Consider the following 17648-nt stretch of genomic DNA (forward strand, 5'->3'; position numbering starts at 1 on the left):
CTCCAACGCTACCTGCCGGGCTCTCCTTGAGTACAGATGGTACTATTGTTGGTACACCAAAGGCAGTTTCTGCCGCCACCAATTATAAAATTGCTGCATCAAATGAATCCGGAATAAGCACTTATAATTTAAATCTTACAGTTGCTGTTTCTACAGAGCCACCTGTAATTACATCGTTTTCGCCAACATCAGCATACACAGGGCAAGGTGTTACTATTACCGGAAGTTATTTTACAGGTACTACTGCTGTAACCATCGGCGGAAAACCTGCAGCTAGTTTTAGTTTGGGATCACCAACCAGCCTTTATGCAAATGTTGCTGCTGGTAGTTCCTTATCAGGAGATGTTACGGTAACAAATCCTTATGGTACAGCCACCTTATCGGGGTTTACCTTTATACCTCCGCCTACCATTACAGCTATTTCTTCGCTTAGCGGAGCAGCCGGTAACGTTATAAAGATTACAGGTACTAACTTTAATGGCGTAACTCAGGTTAATTTTGGAGGCTATTATGCTTCCTTTACCATCATTTCACCAACAGAAATAAATGCAGTAGTGGGCAATTATGGTGGTAGTGGAGCGGTGTCTGTTTATGCCCCTAGTGGAACGGCAAATTTTCCTGGCTTTACCTATATCCCTGCTCCAAATATTAGTACTATATCTCCTTATAGTGGCGGAACAGGTGATGTTATTACCATAACCGGAAATGATCTTAGTAATGCAACCAATGTAAGTTTTGGAAACACCGCAGCAAGTTCGTTTACAGTGGTTTCGCCAACAACTATTAAGGCTGTAGTTGCAGCTGGATCAGGCAATGGCATTACCGTAACTACGCCTGGAGGAAAAGCCACATATAGTAGTTTTAACTATATTTTACCTCCGGCTATTACTCAGGTATACCCGCTTAAAGGCGGGTTAAATAGTGGAATTACAATCATTGGATCCAATTTAAGTAATTCGCAGGTAAGCATAGGGGGCGTACCTGCTCAGATTGGTTATAATAGCAATAATCAGATATTGGCTTATGTTGGCAATGGCGCGTCATCGGGTAATGTAACCGTAACAAATACTTATGGAACGGCATTGCTGGCAGGATTTATCTGGGTGCCTGCTCCAACTATTACCTCTTTTAGCCCAACAACTGCTGCTAGTGGAGATATTGTTACGATTACTGGTACAGATTTAACAGACGTAGGAACTGTGACAATTGGAGGCATTAGTTCGATTTTTACCATTCTATCACCTACTGCAATCCAGGCTACTGTTGGGGCAGGGGCAAGTGGTTCAATTGGTGTTATCTCACCTGGAGGGAATGCCAGTTTGCCCGGTTTTAGTTATTCTGGGCCAGTTATTACTTCATTTACACCAACAAGTGCAGGTGCTGGCCAAACGGTAGTCATTACCGGCAATAACTTTACAAATGCTTCCGACGTTTATTTTGGGGGTGTTTCTGCCACATCATTCATTGTGAATTCGCCTACTCAAATTACGGCTGTTGTTGGTTTAGGAAAATCAGGAAGTGTAACGGTAGTAACACCTTTAGGGCGAACTTCTACATTTGGATTTACCCACCCAGGGCCATCCATCTCTTTTTTTAATCCAGTGTATGCTGGTACACTATCGACATCACCGGTAACTATCGCAGGTAATAACTTTACAAATGCTACCGCTGTGAGCTTTGGAGGAGTACCAGCCACATCCTTTACAGTATTGTCACCAACCTCGATAAGTGCTATTCCCGCTGCATCAGCATCAGGAGATGTAGTGGTGGTAACCCCATTTGGTAAGGATAGTAAACCAGGCTTTGTTTGGGCTCAACCACCTACAGTTACTGCATTCTCTCCTGCAGCACAGCAAAGTGGTGGGCAGGTAACCATTACCGGAACAAATTTTATTGGTGTTACCGGAGTTAAAATTGGAGGTGTTTCAGTTTCGTATTCTACATTTTCATCTACCTCAATTATTGTTTACATAAATAATGCCGTTGTTAGTGGCAGTATTAGTGTGATTACAATCAGTGGTACCGCTTCCATAGACGGGTTCATTTATTCTTCGCCGGTTATCCAGAGCATAAGCCCTGTAGTAGCTGCCGCCGGACAGACCGTTACCATTACCGGTAACAATTTTATAGGCATACAATCAGTAAACTTTGGCGGTGTTAACGCAACATCTTTTTCAGTTGTTTCTCCAACTATTATAACGGCTACAGTTGGTACCGGTAACAGTGGAAGTGTAAATATTTCTGGTCCCAGTGGAATGGCAAATATAGCTGGTTTTACATTCTTGCCTCCGCCGGTAATATATTCATTTACACCTTCATCAGGAGGTTCAGGTACATCAGTTTCTATAAATGGTTCCAATCTGCTCACAACATCGGCAGTAACGATAGGAGGTATTGCTGCTACAGTTACCAGCGTAACCAATAATGTAGTAATAGTAACGGTAAATGCCGGAGCCAGTGGCAAAATCTCTCTAACAACAAACGCAGGCAATACAGAAATTGATGGTTTTACCTGGTATCCTCAGCCAAACATTACCAGTGTAAGCCCGTTAACTGCGAACGGACAAACCCCTGTTACGATAACGGGGAATAATTTTACGGGGACAACACAAGTTAAATTTGGATCATCTGTTGTTGCGTTTACTGTGTTATCTCCAACTCAAATTAAAGTATCACCAGTAAATGCTTCAAGTGGAACCATTACGGTAACAAATCCCGGCGGAACGGCTTCTTTTCAGGGTTTCGTCTTTTTACCTGCCCCGGTAATCACATCGTTTACAACCACTGGGGAAGGATCTTCAGCGGTTGTTAGTATTATGGGAACTAATTTTACAAATGTTACCAGTGTGAAATTTGGGAGTGTGGAGGCAAGTTCATTTACGGTAAATTCGCCAACGAGTATTCAAGCAGTACCAGGTTTAGGCGAAACCGGATCGATTAGTGTTACCGGGGATGGTGGATCTGGAACAATAGCCGGATTTTTATATAACAAGCCACCGCTGGTACTCTCATTTTCGCGAGCATCTGGTCCGATTGGAACGGCATTAAGTATAATTGGAGATAACTTTAATCCCATACCTGAAAAAAATGTAGTTTATTTTGGCCCCGTTCGAGCGCAGGTTACGAATGCAACCAAAACGAAGTTAGAGATAGTCGTACCAGCAGGCGCAAATAACCTAGTTACAGTAACCAATATAGATAAGGGGCTAACCGGCTATTCCAATTTACCGTTTATGGTAACTACAACAGCAACTTTTTCAGGCTATTCGAACAAGCATGATATAAATTTCGACTCAGCAGTTTCTTCAATAGCCATCAAAGATTTTGATGGAGATGGAACCCCTGATTTTTTGGTTGCCAAAAGCGACTCTTTATACATCCTTTTACATGGAAGAGATAAAGTATTGTCAAAATCATCATTCACGCAAAAGATTAATTTGGTGATTGGTAAACAAGTTATAAATATGGTAGTGGATGATATAGATGGAGATGGAAGCCCCGATATTTTATTCGGTACGGGGCTCAGTATTGTTTTTTTACGTAATACATCAACATTGGGTAATGTGTCTTTTAGCACAACTGCATTTGAGTCGTTAAATAGCTCATATTCGGGTATGTTTCTTAGAGACATAGACATGGATGGCAGACCGGATTTAATTTCGGGTACAGGTGGAGCTTATTATCTTAATACTTCAAATGCATCTAAAGTCTCATTTGGAACAGCAGGATACTTTCAAAACACCTCCTCCAGCAGCAATATTTCATTTACCTTAACAGATATTGATGGTGACAATATGCCCGATCCAATTTATGGAAGTTCTTATAATGGATTTACAATATTTAATAATCGTGCGGTGCCTGGTAGTTTAAACCCTCAACTATTTCCAACTACGTATATCACACATTCGAGTTATTATTCATCAACTTTACTATCTGCCGATTTTGACGGGGATAACAAAGCAGATGTACTAGAAAATGATTATGGATATAATGCGAGCAATTTATTTCTGGTATCAAGGAATATAGCAACGAAGGGAACGATCACTACCGCATCGCTCCAGGCACCACAGGCATTTTCAAATAAGGGATTAATATATCGAAATGGTTTGGCTGACGTTGATGGAGACGGCAAGATAGATTTAATGGGAGGTGTAAACTCTACTATTTCCTATTCCCGCAATTTATCTGGTGTTGGTACTATTCAGTTTGAAGCACCTGTTTTACTGCTTTCGGGTGCTAATGATAATTTTAATAATTATCAAGTAAGTGATATTGATGGCGATGGGAGGAATGATATTATAGTTTTGGATCCTGTAAACAGCAAAATAGCGATCTATAATAATGGTATTATACCAGCGCCACAAATTACCTCGGTATCACCGCTTATTGCAGCAAAAGACTCAACTGTTTATATTACAGGTAAATATTTTGACCAAACATCGGTTGTGAATTTTGGTGCCAAGGTGGCAAAATCATTTAGGGTAGTTTCTCCTCAAACTATTATTGCAATTGTTGGAGATGGCGAGAGCGGTAGTATAACAGTCCAAACTCCGAGTGGCCAAAATTCGTTTCCTGGTTTCATTTTTTTAAGCCCTCCGATTATTACATCTGTAGTAACTGCAACAGATGGTACGGGCCAATTATTAATATCTGGTAAAAACTTTACTAAAACTACAAATGTCGCTATCACAGGGGTATCTGCAGTGTCGTTTATTATTAAGTCTGATACACAGATAGAAGCAAACTTTTTGGCATCAAGTGGAACTTTATCGGTAACTAATATAGCTGGTACTTCAACTTTTACCGATGTTATTACCGTTTTACCCACACCCACAATTACTGCTTCAGGGCCGCTTACATTTTATCCCGGAGGCAGTGTATTATTAACGGCAAATTCGGAAGTGGGGTATACCTATCAATGGTTAAAAGATGGAGTTAACATTGCCGGGGCAACATCTGGTACTTATACAGCCAGCCAAAGCGGAGCATATACTGTTATTGTAACACTTAATGGAGTAAGTAGAACATCAGCAGCTACTGTAATTACTACAATGTTTGCACTGCCAGCTTCTAACTTTACAGTAACAGCCAATAGCACCACTTGTTATGGATTGGCAAATGGTACTATTACCATTAGCGCCGCACAGCCATTAAATTATACGGCGACAATAACTGGTGGTAATTTAAATGGAACCTATCCGTTTACCAATACAACCAGTATTAACAATCTGGGAGCAGGTACTTACAATGTTTGCTTTACCATTGCCGGTCAGAATAGCTACCAGCAATGTTTTACTGTAGTAATAACAGAACCTAAAAGTCTGGCGGTATATGCGGCCATTAATAATGCCGCGCAAAGCTTAAACCTTACATTGGATGGTGCTAGCAAATATTACGTTACGCTGAATGGGGTAACCACCACAACTACAGCAGGTAATATGACATTAAACCTGAAAAATGGCGTAAACGATTTAACTGTTGCCACAGATAAATCGTGCCAGGGCATTTATCAAAAACGTTTCGATCTGTCAACAGGTATTCTTGCTTTTCCAAATCCGTTTACATCAACACTAAATGTAAATCTGGGCAATGAGGAGGTTTCTGTGGCAACCGTAGGATTGTTTAAAATTACGGGTGAAAAGGTATACAGCAAACAATTTGCCAATACTTCTGGTACGGTGCAGATAGAGCCCCAGGATCTTACTCCAGGAGTTTATATTCTTAAATTAAAAACTGGTCAGACTGAAAAAATACTTAAAGTTGTGAAATTATGAGAAAGTACATCACCATTCTATTAATAACTACTGCCTTATTTACGAGTTGTGGTAAAAATGACAGTACAGATATTACCGCTGATCCGCAACCTGCTTTGCTTACTTTTCCTGCTCAAAATTCAGTATGTACAGCAGGGACTGTTATCTCAACAACTAAAAGTACTGTAACCTTTACCTGGAATAGTGGAGGCAATACTAACAATTATGAGTTAAACATTAAAAACCTGCTTACTAATGCTGTCACAACATTAACCAGCTCTACTAATCAGTTGTCGGTAAACCTTGATCGGGATACACCTTATTCGTGGTATGTCTTGTCAAAATCTAATTCATTATCAACAACAGCTAAGAGTGAGGTATGGAAGTTTTATAACGCAGGCATAGGCTCGGTCTCTCATCCTCCGTTTCCGGCCGACAATCTTTCTTGCGTTTTTGGGCAAGGTGCTGCATCCGGTACGGTTAATCTAGCCTGGACAGCAAACGATCCGGATAATGACATTTTGGGCTACGACGTTTATTTTGGTACAAGCAGTACACCGGCATCTTATAAAGCCGGTATTACGGATAAATTTCTGAATGGTATTGCAGTAACATCGGGTACAACTTATTATTGGAAAGTGATTACGAAAGATGCAGCAGGCAATACCTCAGATTCTGGAATATTTCAATTTAAGACAAATTAGGATACGGTACTGATACAATCTGCTGAAAATGTCTAATTTGGTTCATCGAAGGTGAAATCGAAAACATTAACTGAAGCGAAGTATGAATAGTTATAATTATTCTCACTTCGCTTTTATTCTAGCAGAAGTTTGGATAAATGTTTGTCGATAAATCTATTGCCGAGCGCATTCAACGTCTCAAGATAACAGTAAATCTGCCTGATTTCAAGTCTTTTGTCTGGGAATATTTTCATTAACTACTGATTTATTACCCTTTAATCTCGTTTGCTTGCTGACTATTATCAGCCGGTTCCCAAAGTTCAATTTTATTGCCTTCGGCATCCATAATGTGTACAAACTTTCCGAAATCGTAGGTTGCAATATCATCCAGCACTGTTACACCGTTTTCTTTCAGTTGGGTTACCAGCCCCTCAATGTTCTGAACCAGGTAATTGATCATGAAATCTTTTTTGGAAGGGGCAAAGTATTCATCACCATTTTTGAACGGACTCCATTGTAACGAGTTAATTTCTTCAGGCCTATGCACATTTCTCGAATCAAAACTTACCGAGCCCCATTCGTTAACATCGAAGCCCAGGTTTTTAGCATACCAGGCTTTGGTATCTTTGGGGTTATGTGAAAAAAAGAATATGCCGCCAATGCCCGTTACTTTAGGTATGATTGAGTTTTCTGCTTGTTTTTGTTGCTCTTCCATGTGATTTGTTTTTTTACTAAATATAGCAATTGAAGTGAAATATCAGAAAACAGATGGCATCTGTTTAAGATGGTTTACACTGCATTAAATCTTGTTTGAAGTATGAAGGTTTTGGCTTTTATTTATTTTGTTTTGCGTTCAATGGAATATAATCTTTGTTTAAGGTTGTTACAGCTGGTGCATGCACCTTTTGTACCCAGTTTTTTAACAGGGCAAGTAATGCTTCCACTATTTTGGGGTTTTGTTTGGCTACATTGTGTTTTTCGCCGATATCGTTTTTCAGGTTATAAAGCTGCACTGTATCATCTTCAAAATAATGGTGCAGTTTCCAATCGCCTTTACGTATCGTTTCGCCAGGGCGCGTTCTGAATATATTATCGTTCGTTTCAGCATTTCCACCTTCTAAATAAATAGGGAAATACCAGTATAACGGGCGCTCAGTAATTACTTTTTCAGGTTTTTGCGTTAGCAGGTAATTGTAAATGCTATTGCCATCCACTTTAGGGTACGCTTTTATATTGGCTACCTGCATCAGTGTTGGATAAAGATCAAGGTTGGTTACCGGAATATCGCTGGTAGTACCAGCTTTAATTTTACCCTTCCACACAAATACCAGCGGAACACGTGTACCACCTTCAAAATAACTGCCTTTACCGGCCCTTAAAGGATGCTGCCAGGTAACCTGGTTAAAACCGCCATTATCTGAGGTGAAAATTATAAGGGTGTTTTGCATCATTCCCTGCGCTTCGAGCGTTTGGATTAACCGGCCAATATTACGGTCTTCGTTATTCAGCATAGTGGCATAGGCCTGGTTACGTTGGCCATCGTCGGCTGGTTTGTCTTTAAATTTATGCATTAAACTATCTACCTTTTGGATGGGGCTATGCACGCCATATGATGCATAATATAAAAAGAAAGGCTTGCTGGCTTTTTGGTTTTTAATATAATCGATGGCTTTATCGGTAATTAAATCGGTTAGGTATTGGTTATTTGGTCCATCAATTTTTACATTGCCGTAAGGCGGGTAATAGCTTTTCGGACTTCCGGCATGCGATCCGCCAATGTTTACATCGAAACCGTAGGTTAGGGGATTGTCGCTCATGTGCCATTTGCCGGCTATACAGGTATTATATCCATTTTCTTTTAACAGCTGCGGAAAAATTTTGAAACCGGCATTAAGCACCTCTATATTTTTTACAGGCACCAGCTTACGGTTTTTGCTATCGCCACGCTCAGAACTACCTACGGTATAAATGCCATGGCGGGTTTGCCATAAACCGCTAAGCATACTCGCTCTACTGGGCGCGCAATTAGATGCCGACGCGTAGCCATTGGTAAAAACCATACCTTGTGTTGCCAATTTATCCATTACAGGAGTTTCGTAAAATTTCGACCCCATAAAGCCTGCATCACGCCATCCCATATCATCCATATTAATGAATATAATGTTGGGTTTTTGTTGGGCTATGGTTAAGCAGGGAACAAACACAAAAAAATAGAGTATTGCATTTAAGCGCTTTTTCATTTAGGATGTTTATAGCTGGTTAAAGTTTCCATTGGCATTTTTTTGCCCTGGGCTGTTGGTTAATTGCAAATAAAGTAAATAAAACAATATAATGGAGGCTTGATAGACAGTACGGTATTTATATCTTTGATTGTTATCTAAAATGTGACATCCTAACCTGTATTTTAATGATGAATTTTAATCCTGCACTTAAAAAGATTAGTTTTTTAATAACGGCTTGTTTATTGGGTTTTTACCCAGCTTTGCATGCCCAGGAGGCTAAAGCACCGATAATGGGCTGGAGCAGCTGGAACAATTTCAGGGTTAAAATTGATGAAAAGATGATCAGGGAGCAAGCTGATGCCATGATATCGTCGGGATTGTACGATGCGGGTTACCGCTTTATTAATATCGACGATGGCTTTTTTGGCGGGAGAGATGCCTCGGGCAAGCTCTTTGTAGACCAGCAAAAATTCCCTTCCGGAATGAGATTGCTAACCGATTATATTCACAGTAAAAAGCTCAAAGCCGGTATTTATACAGATGCTGGTTTAAATACCTGCGGGTCTATCTGGGATAACGATCAAAAAGGAATTGGAGTGGGAATTTATTCGCACCTGGATGAAGATTGTAACCTGTTTTTTAAAGAATGGAACTTTAATTTTTTAAAGGTAGACTGGTGTGGGGGCGAGAAAATGAAACTGGATGAGCAAACCGAGTACTCCAAAATTATCCGTGCAGTTAAAGCCATCGATAAAAATATTGTTTTTAATGTTTGCCGCTGGCAGTTTCCTGGAAAGTGGGCCATAACCGAGGCCGATTCGTGGCGGATATCGGGCGATATTAGTGCAAGCTTCGCTTCAATCCTTAAAATTATCGACCTCAATGCCGATTTACATCCATACGCTTCAGCTGGCCATTATAACGATATGGATATGCTGCAGGTAGGCAGGGGTATGAGTTACGAAGAAGATAAAACGCATTTTTCGATGTGGTGCATGCTTAATTCACCTTTACTGGCCGGAAATGATTTGCGCTCAATGTCAAAACAAACCATCGAAATACTAACCAACAAGGAAATCATAGCCTTAAACCAGGATAAAGGTTTTAAGCAGGCCAGCAGGGTTTTGAAAACTGGTGATATGGAGGTTTGGCTAAAACCATTGGGAACGGGCGATAAAGTCATTGCCATCATGAACCGTGGTAATCAAACAACCGAATTTAATCTTGATGCCAAAAGTTTGGGTATAAATAGTCGCAGCCGGTTAAGAGACCTTTGGCAGCATACGGATTTGGGAAGCCTGAAAAAACAAAAAACATTTTCTATTCCCGCGCATGGGGTAGTGGTGCTTAAAGTAAAGTCTTAACTCTGTAAATCTTTATTGTACCTGTTTCTGTATTCCAGAGGCGATATTCCGGTTATTTTTCTAAATACCTCACGGAAAGCTTTTGCATCAGCATAGCCTACTTCGTACATCACCTCGTTAATGCTTTTTCGGCTGGTTTCGAAAGCCCTTTTGGCCGATTCTATTTTGGCCCGTTGTAAATATTCAATAGGCGTGTTACCTGTGGCTTTGATAAACCTCCTGTCGAAATTTCTTCTGCCTACTGCAAAACGGGCAGATAAATCTTCCACAGCGATTTTTTGGTTCAGGTTGTTCTCCAGGTAGCATTGTGCTTCTTTTACCATTTCATCGCTGTGCAGCTTTTGCCCCTTAAAAATAATAAACGACGATTGGCTATGTCTATCCATTTCGATTTGGAAAACTTTGGCGCAGTAAATAGCGGTTTGCCGGTCGAAATTCTTTTCAATCAGGTACAGCAGCAGGTTTAGAAAAGAATAAGCACCACCGTTGGTATATATCCCGTTTTCATCCGTAATCAACTGGTCTGTTTTTAAATGTACTTTCGGAAATTTGTTCCTGAAATTATCGGCAACTACCCAATGAGTAGAACAGCTCTTACCATCTAATAAACCGGTAGCAGCCAAAAGGAACGCGCCGGTACACATGCTGGCAATTTCGGCGCCCTGCTGGTATTGTTTTAAAATCCAGTTGGTTAACACCTGGTTTCCTTCAATTGCTTTTTCGTAATTGTGGTTTAATGATGGGATAATTACCAGATTGGTACGACTAATTGATGATATATGCCGGTGTGGTTTAACGCTAAATAAACCATCGTAATAGTTTACTTCATCCGAAATGCCTGCCAGTTCAATTTTAAACAATGCTTCATGACCGTTTTCCTGCCAATATGCGTTTGCCCTGCTAAGTATTTTATAAGAGCCGATAATGCTGCTCAGGTTGTTCGGTCCATCGGGAACCAGTATGGTAATGTGTTTCATTTGAGGTAGGTAAGATATTTGATGTTGATATAAAGATAAGGATTAAGCTTGTCCAAATCAACCCGTTACAATGTCTGTTTTACACCGTACATAAAAGCATTAATCGGGTTAACTTTGGTATATACTAATTCATATTTAAAATTTAAACCATATCAATACCATGGAAAAACAAAATTTTACAGCTGCCATTGAGGTAGATCAAAGCCCAAAAGAAGTAATTAACGCCATTACCAATGTACGTGGTTGGTGGTCGGAAGATATAGAAGGTAACACAGCAGCGCTAAATGCCGAATTTATTTACCACTACCGCGATGTGCACTATTGTAAGGCGAAACTGATAGAACTGGTTGCGGATCAAAAAGTAGTATGGCAGGTGCTCGATAACTACTTTAATTTTATTGATGATAAAAGTGAATGGATCGGTACTAAACTTGTTTTCGATATTTCGACAGCAGACAACAAAACTGTTGTAACTTTTACCCATGAGGGACTGGTGCCGCAATACGAATGTTTCGAAATTTGCCGAGAAGCCTGGACCAATTACATTAAAGGAAGTTTATACCAGCTCATTACAACAGGCAAGGGACAGCCAAACCCGAAAGAAGGTGATGGTTACAATACCGAACTGGCTAAAAAATGGCAACTGGAGGCCTGATTAAAAAGGCCGCGATTGAGCGGTAACGCTATAAATATAGAATTGCCATCCTGAGTTTGTCGAAGGGGCTGCCTTAACACTGTTTGAGGCTAGCCCTTGGACAAATTCTTTACCGTTAAGTTTTAGTTAGATTTTCTAACGAAGCAATAATCTTTTTCTGGCTTTTAATGGTTTCCTCGTAAAGCTCCAGGAGCTTGTTTTTATCGCCGTTTAGGCATTTTAAATCAATGATTTCCTGATTATGCTTTGTCCCAGAGTCTATTTCTATCTTAGCCAGGTCTTCATCTCTGCGGAAATACTCGAAAAAGTTAACGTCAAGAGCTATAGAAATTCGGGTAAGGAGGTCTGTGTCTATTGAAGTCGATTTCAGTATTGTACCCACACGGTGCTTACTAATCTGTACCTCATCAGCAAGCTGTTCCCTGCTCATTCCTTTAACTTTCATCTCTTTCCAGATCAGTAATCCAATATTTATACCCATGGGTTGTTTTTTTTGTTGTTAACTACTAAGCCACCTACTTCCGTTTAACATCAAAACCGTATAATCCATTTTGATACAGATAGGAGGCCATTTGATAATTGGCAATGGCTTCATTAATCAGTTTTTGATCTGCTGGGCGTTTTTCTGCGTTTCCTGTTTTGAAATCGGGCTGATAGGTATTTGCTTTTTTATTAGGATCGAGCACAACCAGTTGCTTGTTTTTAATGTAACCTAAACTTTGGTAGGTACTAATAAATGCCCTTTCATCCGAATCTTTCATTTTAAATACATCCTGGCCGAAAAATTTGCTGTCGTAGCTGAAATTTAAATAGCCTAAAATGGTTGGGCCAATATCAATCTGTGCAGTAAGTTTTTCGAATTTACCCGGTGCAATGTGTCCCGGACTATAAAAAATCATCGGGATGTGGTATTTATCAACTGGTAATTCTACTTTACCAGCACTTGATGCACAATGATCGGCTACAATAATAAATAAGGTATTTGCAAACCAGGGCTTTTGTTTGGCTTCGCGTATAAATTTGCCAATGGCATAGTCGGTATATTTTACAGCACCTTCTCTTCCTGTGTGCGATGGGATATCTATTCTGCCTTCAGGATAAGTGTAGGGGCGGTGGTTAGAAACCGTCATAATTTGAGCGAAAAACGGTTTATTGTTTTTATAATCTTTATCCAACTCGCGCAATGAAAGCGTAAACAGATCTTCGTCTGCCACTCCCCATATATTAGAATAATGGATTTCCGAATCCTGCAAGGCACTTCTGTCAGTTACCTCATAACCATTGTTCGAAAAGAATTCGTTCATGTTATCGAAATAACCATAACCACCATATATAAAGCGGCTGTTGTAGCCTTTAGAGCGGAATACATTGCCTAAAGTAAAAAGGTTTTTATTATCAGGACGTTTCACTATGGATTGGCCTGGAGTAGGAGGGATACAAAGTGAAAGTGCTTCCAATCCACGCACGGTTCTCGTACCCGATGCATATAAATTGCTAAACAGTAAACCCTCTTTAGCCAGCGAATCTAACTGAGGTGTAATGTTTTGTGTATTACCGAAGGTGCCTAAAAATTCCGCACTTAAACTCTCTACACTAATCAGCACCACATTCATTCTGTTTTCAGTTCCGCCGTTGTTTATCGTTCTGGAGGTACCAATGTCGGTTCTGCTAGCCGAGTCTGCTTGGAGTAAATGCTGTAAAATATTTGCGGCACTTTTAATCGGCAGCGTTTTGTAAAAGGTATCGTAATCGAGCTGATTATGCCAAAAAGCATAACCGAATTCGTACATACCATTGCCCGAGAGTTCGTTTACATATTGGTTGCTGCTGTTGTTTTTCCATTTGTGGCTTACACAGAAATAAGTGAAAATGGGCACACAAAGCAAAATGACTGCAGTTTTGGTTCTTTTGCTAAAGCGTGTTTGTTGGTAGGTAGATACTGTAATCAGCTTTCTTAACAGGTAAACTATGCCTGCGGTTAAAATAATCAGTGCTGTTAAAATGGTATTAATGGGGTACGATTGGCGTATATTCCCAATCACCTCTGTGGTATACACCAGATAATCTACAGCAATAAAGTTATAACGTACAGAAAATTCTTCCCAAAAAAAACATTCGGAAACGGCATTGAAAATGAGTGTTAAAACAACAACGAAAAAATATATAAACAGTAATACCCTGCTGGTTTTGCTGGTATAGGCTTTTGCCGGGAAAAGCCACAAATAAATAACCAGCGGTATAATGGCAAAAGATGCTGCGGCCAGATCGTAAAACAAACCGATTAGCAAAACCTTTATAAGGTTTAAAACAGACCAGTCGAAAGAAGCCGCGCTATAAATTAATAGCGTAATGCGGGTTAATAACGAAATGCTACACAATAACAGGGTAGCCAGAAAAACAGGACCAAACCTGTTTTCTAATAGTTTACTTGTTTTTTCTTTAATACTCATAATTGGGGACAATTCCAACAGTTAAAACTTACCTGCCTGGCATTATTTTTTGCAAAGGGCGAAGGTAAGTTTCAATTCTGAAGGAATTCTGAATGTTTGGTTAGCAAGGCGAAAATAGGATTAATGATTTAGTTTAACAATTCATTAATATTTAATTAACGCCAATGCCTGACTATTGCTTCGAAAAATTAACACTCAGTGTTGATGTAAAACGTGCAGTTAATTTTTCATATAAGGCTTTATTTATAGTGGTTGATATAATTATCATGTTGTTGGTGCCTGTGCGTGTGGTTTGACCAAAATCGCTTGCAGTTAATCCGGTTACTAATGCATTTAGCTGTACAGTAACCCTGGCCAGGTAGGTTCCGGCAGTAACTTCTACCCGCTGTGCTTCGAGTTTAATCAATTGCGACTGGTTCATTTCGAACCTTACCGGAATTTTTGTTCCCGAAGCTTCTATATATGTTCCGGTTAGCAACAGGGGTGGGTTAGTTACCGAACTGGTTAAGGTTAGGCTAAATTGATTTTTTTCATAAACACCCGATGCTATGGCAACAGTGCCGGATAAAGAATCGGGTTTTAAAGCATTTACCAGATACAGGTTTTTAGTTTCGAGATTTATTGCCCCGCTACCTGATTTAGTTGCACTGAATTCGATTTTGGCTACATTAATACTTGCTGTTGCCCAGTTTATACTCCCATTTGTGCCGGCAGCTACCACAGCACCACTGGCACTTGCATTGCTACTTAATGATGCATTTAAATTGGTCGCACTAAAACTATAGCTCAATTTAGTGTCAGCTGCTACCTCTTTTTTGGTACAGCCCATAAAAAGCACTACAACCAGTAGTGCACTTGTAAGGTGGTAAAGTTTAGTCATCATGATTGATTTTAAGGATATCAGGTTTAATTTATCATCAATCTTAAATGTAAGTTCCAATTCTGTAGCAATTCTGAAGTTGTGTTGAAAGTGTCGTTTTTTATGCTTTAAACCCGGTATTTAGAACTTGTAGCTGTACCCCACTCTAAAAATCTGCGTTTCATAAAAATCAGTACTGTTAAACCTGAAACCGTTACCAGTAATGTTTTTCTTAATTTTTAAGGCGTTAAAAATGTCGTTTCCGTTTAAAAAGAGTTCGCCTTTGCCATTTTGAATCTGTTTTTTAATTCCCAGATCAGTTGAAAAACGGCTTCCGATTTTTCCCTGGGGAATAATATCGGGGCTAAATAAGCCATAGACAATTGAATGTCTGTTTTGGCGGGTAATTTAAACTGTCCGTTAAACTTAGCATTGCCTGATACGATAGATTGGCCGGGCATGCTATATATTGTGGGTACCGGATATTGATTGGCTACCGTGAAGGCATTAATTTTATTTTGATACACGGTAGTGCTGACGTTAAATGAAAACCATGGAGCGAGTTCCTGCTGTAAAAGTAACTCGGCACCCGAATTAAAACTTTTGCCTGCATTTTGGAAGATATTGTAAATAATGGCATTGCCCGGAACAATGGTAGCAATGCGGGTTATGGTTCCATTAACAATTTTATGGAAGGCTGAAGCATAAAAATAGCCCTTATCCCAACTGTTTTTATAGCCCAGCTCTATGGCATGCGTAAATTGTGGCCTAAGGGTAGGGTTACCTACTTTTAACAGTTCTGGCTCATCATATTTCGGGAATATCCTAATGTCAACTTCATTAGGCCGGTCTACCCGTTGGTTATAAAAAGCACTTAATTTGTTTGTCTCGTTTATTTTGTAAGCAAAGCGAACATTTGGGAAAGGCCTGAAATACTCATAGCTATCGCTCTTGTAGGTATTGTGGTTTGGATTTACCTTATAATCAACACGTACATATTCCATCCTAATACCAGCTTCCAGTTCAATTTTGTTGTTCTCGTAAACATAGTTGCCATATATTGCCGGTATGTTTTCGCTATAATCAGCCCAGCCACCTGCATTTACATCTATTGGAGAGTTTAAACCCGGATAAAACTGCATACTGGTTGGGATAAAGCGGTTACGGTATTTAATTCCCGCTTCTATTCGCCCATGTTTTAACGGGCGGACATAGTCGAGATTAAAATCGGCAACATGCTCATCAGAGAGCAGCTTAAAAGCATCCATGCCAGTAAAGGTGGGCATGATATTGGTGAAGAAATATTTTTCATCCTCCCTGTGCCAGGTATAGTTAAAGCCTGCACTTAAAGTATGGCCAGGTTGCGCAAATTTATGCTGATACAAGGCAGTGCCGGTAGCGGTATATTTTACTTCGTCTTCTACAAACTGCCAAAGCCGGTTTCTTACTGTAAAATCACTGTTGAAGTAGGGGATATCACCCAGATCACCAATTTTTTCGCGGTTAAAAAAGCCAGATAAGGTAAAACTATTACGTTCATTAGGATTATAATCGAAACCGCTTTTTACCGTAGTAAATGTTGTAGTACGGTTGCGTTTAACCTGTTGGTTAATTATCGTTCCATCATCATAAATTCGCTCCGAAAATTCGTTTTTATTTAGGGTTTGGGTATACAGATAATCGGCCTGCAAAAAGGTGTTTAATTTGTTTTTGCGGTAATTTAATGATAGCGAGGGGTTAAACTTTGGTGTAGCCTGGTATTGTGCGCTTATTCCAGGCAGGTTTTCTTTACGCAACCATAATGCCCCCAAGCCAGTACTCATACCCAGTTTACCGTTAAAACCTTCCTGCTTATTCTTCTTGTAAATAATATTGATAATACCTGCATTGCCATTGGCATCGTACTTTGAAGAAGGATTGTTGATGATTTCGATACGTTCAATGGCCGAAGCCGGGATATTATCCAGGCCGGTTTGGCTACCAAACCCAGTAATTGCATTTTGTTTACCATCAATCAGTACTGCAATTTTATCATTTCCCCGTAATTGTACTTTTCCGTCCTGAATGGTAATGCCTGGAAGGTTTTGCATGGCCTGCAGTACCGATCCGCCCAGCTGACTTGTATTTTTGGAAAGGTCGTAGGTTTTTTTATCCAGTTTATTACCCAAACCTTCGTTTGAAGAGCCTTGAATATTAACGGTTTGAAGGGTTTGTGCATCTTCAGCCAGTTCAAAAATACCCAAATCGAGAAAGGGGCTAAGCGTACCAATACTGATTTCTTTTTTAATGGTTTGATAACCCATCATGCTAATTAACAGGTGATAATTACCCGATGGGATATCTTTAATTGAAAATCTCCCCTCATTATCACTAATCGTACCCAAAAGAAATTTTTCATCATTTGGTTTTTTAAAAACGATGTTGGTATAGGGAAGCGTGTTTTTATTTTTAGCCTCTTTTACCTGTCCCGAAACAGTTATAGATTTTTCCTGAGCGCAAATATCATCGGCCAGCAAGAATATAGAAAAGCAAAATAGCTTTAATATTCGTTTATAGTTTTTCATAATTGATTAAGTTTTCCGCCGGCAAATTAGAAAGCAATTCTGTAGAGAATCTGAACCACCGTTTTTTTATTCATCTTCAAATTTCCGACAGATTTGAAGTGTATCTATGCTGCAAAATTGA

General features: G+C 39.7%; 10 protein-coding genes and 1 pseudogene. 4 read left to right on the forward strand and 7 right to left on the reverse strand.

Going from position 1 to position 17648, the window contains the following annotated elements; genetic code table 11:
- The first annotated feature begins 26 nt into the window (after positions 1 to 26).
- Positions 27 to 5774 (forward strand): IPT/TIG domain-containing protein, encoded by a 5748-nt coding sequence (locus G7074_RS20320; protein WP_166210977.1) that lies wholly within the window; start codon positions 27 to 29, stop codon positions 5772 to 5774.
- The gene (locus G7074_RS20325; RefSeq protein ID WP_166210980.1) at positions 5771 to 6457 is read left to right on the forward strand and encodes a hypothetical protein; all 687 of its coding nucleotides are present in this window, start codon (positions 5771 to 5773) and stop codon (positions 6455 to 6457) included. The genes G7074_RS20320 and G7074_RS20325 overlap by 4 nt, the downstream gene beginning before the upstream one ends.
- Before the next feature lie 247 nt (positions 6458 to 6704).
- On the opposite strand, the gene G7074_RS20330 is transcribed toward G7074_RS20325, so the two are convergent.
- Together G7074_RS20330 and G7074_RS20335 are read right to left on the reverse strand one after the other, a co-directional pair.
- Positions 6705 to 7151 carry a VOC family protein gene (locus G7074_RS20330; protein WP_124559320.1) on the reverse strand — a complete coding sequence of 149 codons (447 nt, stop codon included), beginning with the start codon at positions 7149 to 7151 and terminating at the stop codon, positions 6705 to 6707.
- Between the two features lie 118 nt (positions 7152 to 7269).
- Positions 7270 to 8676 (reverse strand): sulfatase, encoded by a 1407-nt coding sequence (locus G7074_RS20335; RefSeq protein ID WP_166210983.1) that lies wholly within the window; start codon positions 8674 to 8676, stop codon positions 7270 to 7272.
- 167 nt (positions 8677 to 8843) lie between these two features.
- Here G7074_RS20335 and G7074_RS20340 point away from each other — a divergent pair, with 167 nt between their 5' ends.
- Positions 8844 to 10022: a glycoside hydrolase family 27 protein gene (locus G7074_RS20340; RefSeq protein ID WP_233603836.1), complete on the forward strand. Its 1179-nt coding sequence runs from the start codon at positions 8844 to 8846 to the stop codon at positions 10020 to 10022.
- On the opposite strand, the gene G7074_RS20345 is transcribed toward G7074_RS20340, so the two are convergent.
- Positions 10019 to 10999 carry a GlxA family transcriptional regulator gene (locus tag G7074_RS20345; protein WP_166210986.1) on the reverse strand — a complete coding sequence of 327 codons (981 nt, stop codon included), beginning with the start codon at positions 10997 to 10999 and terminating at the stop codon, positions 10019 to 10021. The two genes, G7074_RS20340 and G7074_RS20345, sit on opposite strands and share 4 nt — an antisense overlap.
- 160 nt (positions 11000 to 11159) lie before the next feature.
- Here G7074_RS20345 and G7074_RS20350 point away from each other — a divergent pair, with 160 nt between their 5' ends.
- Complete coding sequence (locus G7074_RS20350; RefSeq protein WP_124559317.1) at positions 11160 to 11654, forward strand: SRPBCC domain-containing protein; 495 nt, start codon at positions 11160 to 11162, stop codon at positions 11652 to 11654.
- A gap of 115 nt (positions 11655 to 11769) precedes the next feature.
- On the opposite strand, the gene G7074_RS20355 is transcribed toward G7074_RS20350, so the two are convergent.
- The 4 genes and pseudogenes from G7074_RS20355 to G7074_RS20370 form a co-directional block, all read right to left on the reverse strand.
- On the reverse strand, positions 11770 to 12135 hold the full coding sequence (locus tag G7074_RS20355) for a helix-turn-helix domain-containing protein (protein WP_166210989.1): 366 nt from the start codon (positions 12133 to 12135) through the stop codon (positions 11770 to 11772).
- A 34-nt stretch (positions 12136 to 12169) separates the two neighbouring features.
- Positions 12170 to 14104 (reverse strand): LTA synthase family protein, encoded by a 1935-nt coding sequence (locus G7074_RS20360; RefSeq protein ID WP_166210992.1) that lies wholly within the window; start codon positions 14102 to 14104, stop codon positions 12170 to 12172.
- A gap of 172 nt (positions 14105 to 14276) precedes the next feature.
- Positions 14277 to 14987: a hypothetical protein gene (locus G7074_RS20365; RefSeq protein ID WP_124559315.1), complete on the reverse strand. Its 711-nt coding sequence runs from the start codon at positions 14985 to 14987 to the stop codon at positions 14277 to 14279.
- Positions 14988 to 15104: 117 nt separating this feature from the next.
- Positions 15105 to 17527, reverse strand: a pseudogene (locus G7074_RS20370) (TonB-dependent receptor domain-containing protein).
- Positions 17528 to 17648 lie beyond the last annotated feature (121 nt).

Origin of the sequence: Pedobacter sp. HDW13 (genome assembly GCF_011303555.1) — a bacterium.
Taxonomy (GTDB): Bacteria; Bacteroidota; Bacteroidia; order Sphingobacteriales; family Sphingobacteriaceae; genus Pedobacter.

What these genes read in the sequence shown, in the direction of transcription:
- G7074_RS20365 (WP_124559315.1), bottom strand. Translation starts at nt 14,987, where the DNA reads ATGATGACTAAACTTTACCACCTTACAAGTGCACTACTGGTTGTAGTG.
- G7074_RS20360 (WP_166210992.1), bottom strand. Translation starts at nt 14,104, where the DNA reads ATGAGTATTAAAGAAAAAACAAGTAAACTATTAGAAAACAGGTTTGGT.
- G7074_RS20355 (WP_166210989.1), bottom strand. Translation starts at nt 12,135, where the DNA reads ATGGGTATAAATATTGGATTACTGATCTGGAAAGAGATGAAAGTTAAA.
- G7074_RS20345 (WP_166210986.1), bottom strand. Translation starts at nt 10,999, where the DNA reads ATGAAACACATTACCATACTGGTTCCCGATGGACCGAACAACCTGAGC.
- G7074_RS20340 (WP_233603836.1), top strand. Translation starts at nt 8,844, where the DNA reads ATGATGAATTTTAATCCTGCACTTAAAAAGATTAGTTTTTTAATAACG.
- G7074_RS20330 (WP_124559320.1), bottom strand. Translation starts at nt 7,151, where the DNA reads ATGGAAGAGCAACAAAAACAAGCAGAAAACTCAATCATACCTAAAGTA.
- G7074_RS20325 (WP_166210980.1), top strand. Translation starts at nt 5,771, where the DNA reads ATGAGAAAGTACATCACCATTCTATTAATAACTACTGCCTTATTTACG.
- G7074_RS20335 (WP_166210983.1), bottom strand. Translation starts at nt 8,676, where the DNA reads ATGAAAAAGCGCTTAAATGCAATACTCTATTTTTTTGTGTTTGTTCCC.
- G7074_RS20350 (WP_124559317.1), top strand. Translation starts at nt 11,160, where the DNA reads ATGGAAAAACAAAATTTTACAGCTGCCATTGAGGTAGATCAAAGCCCA.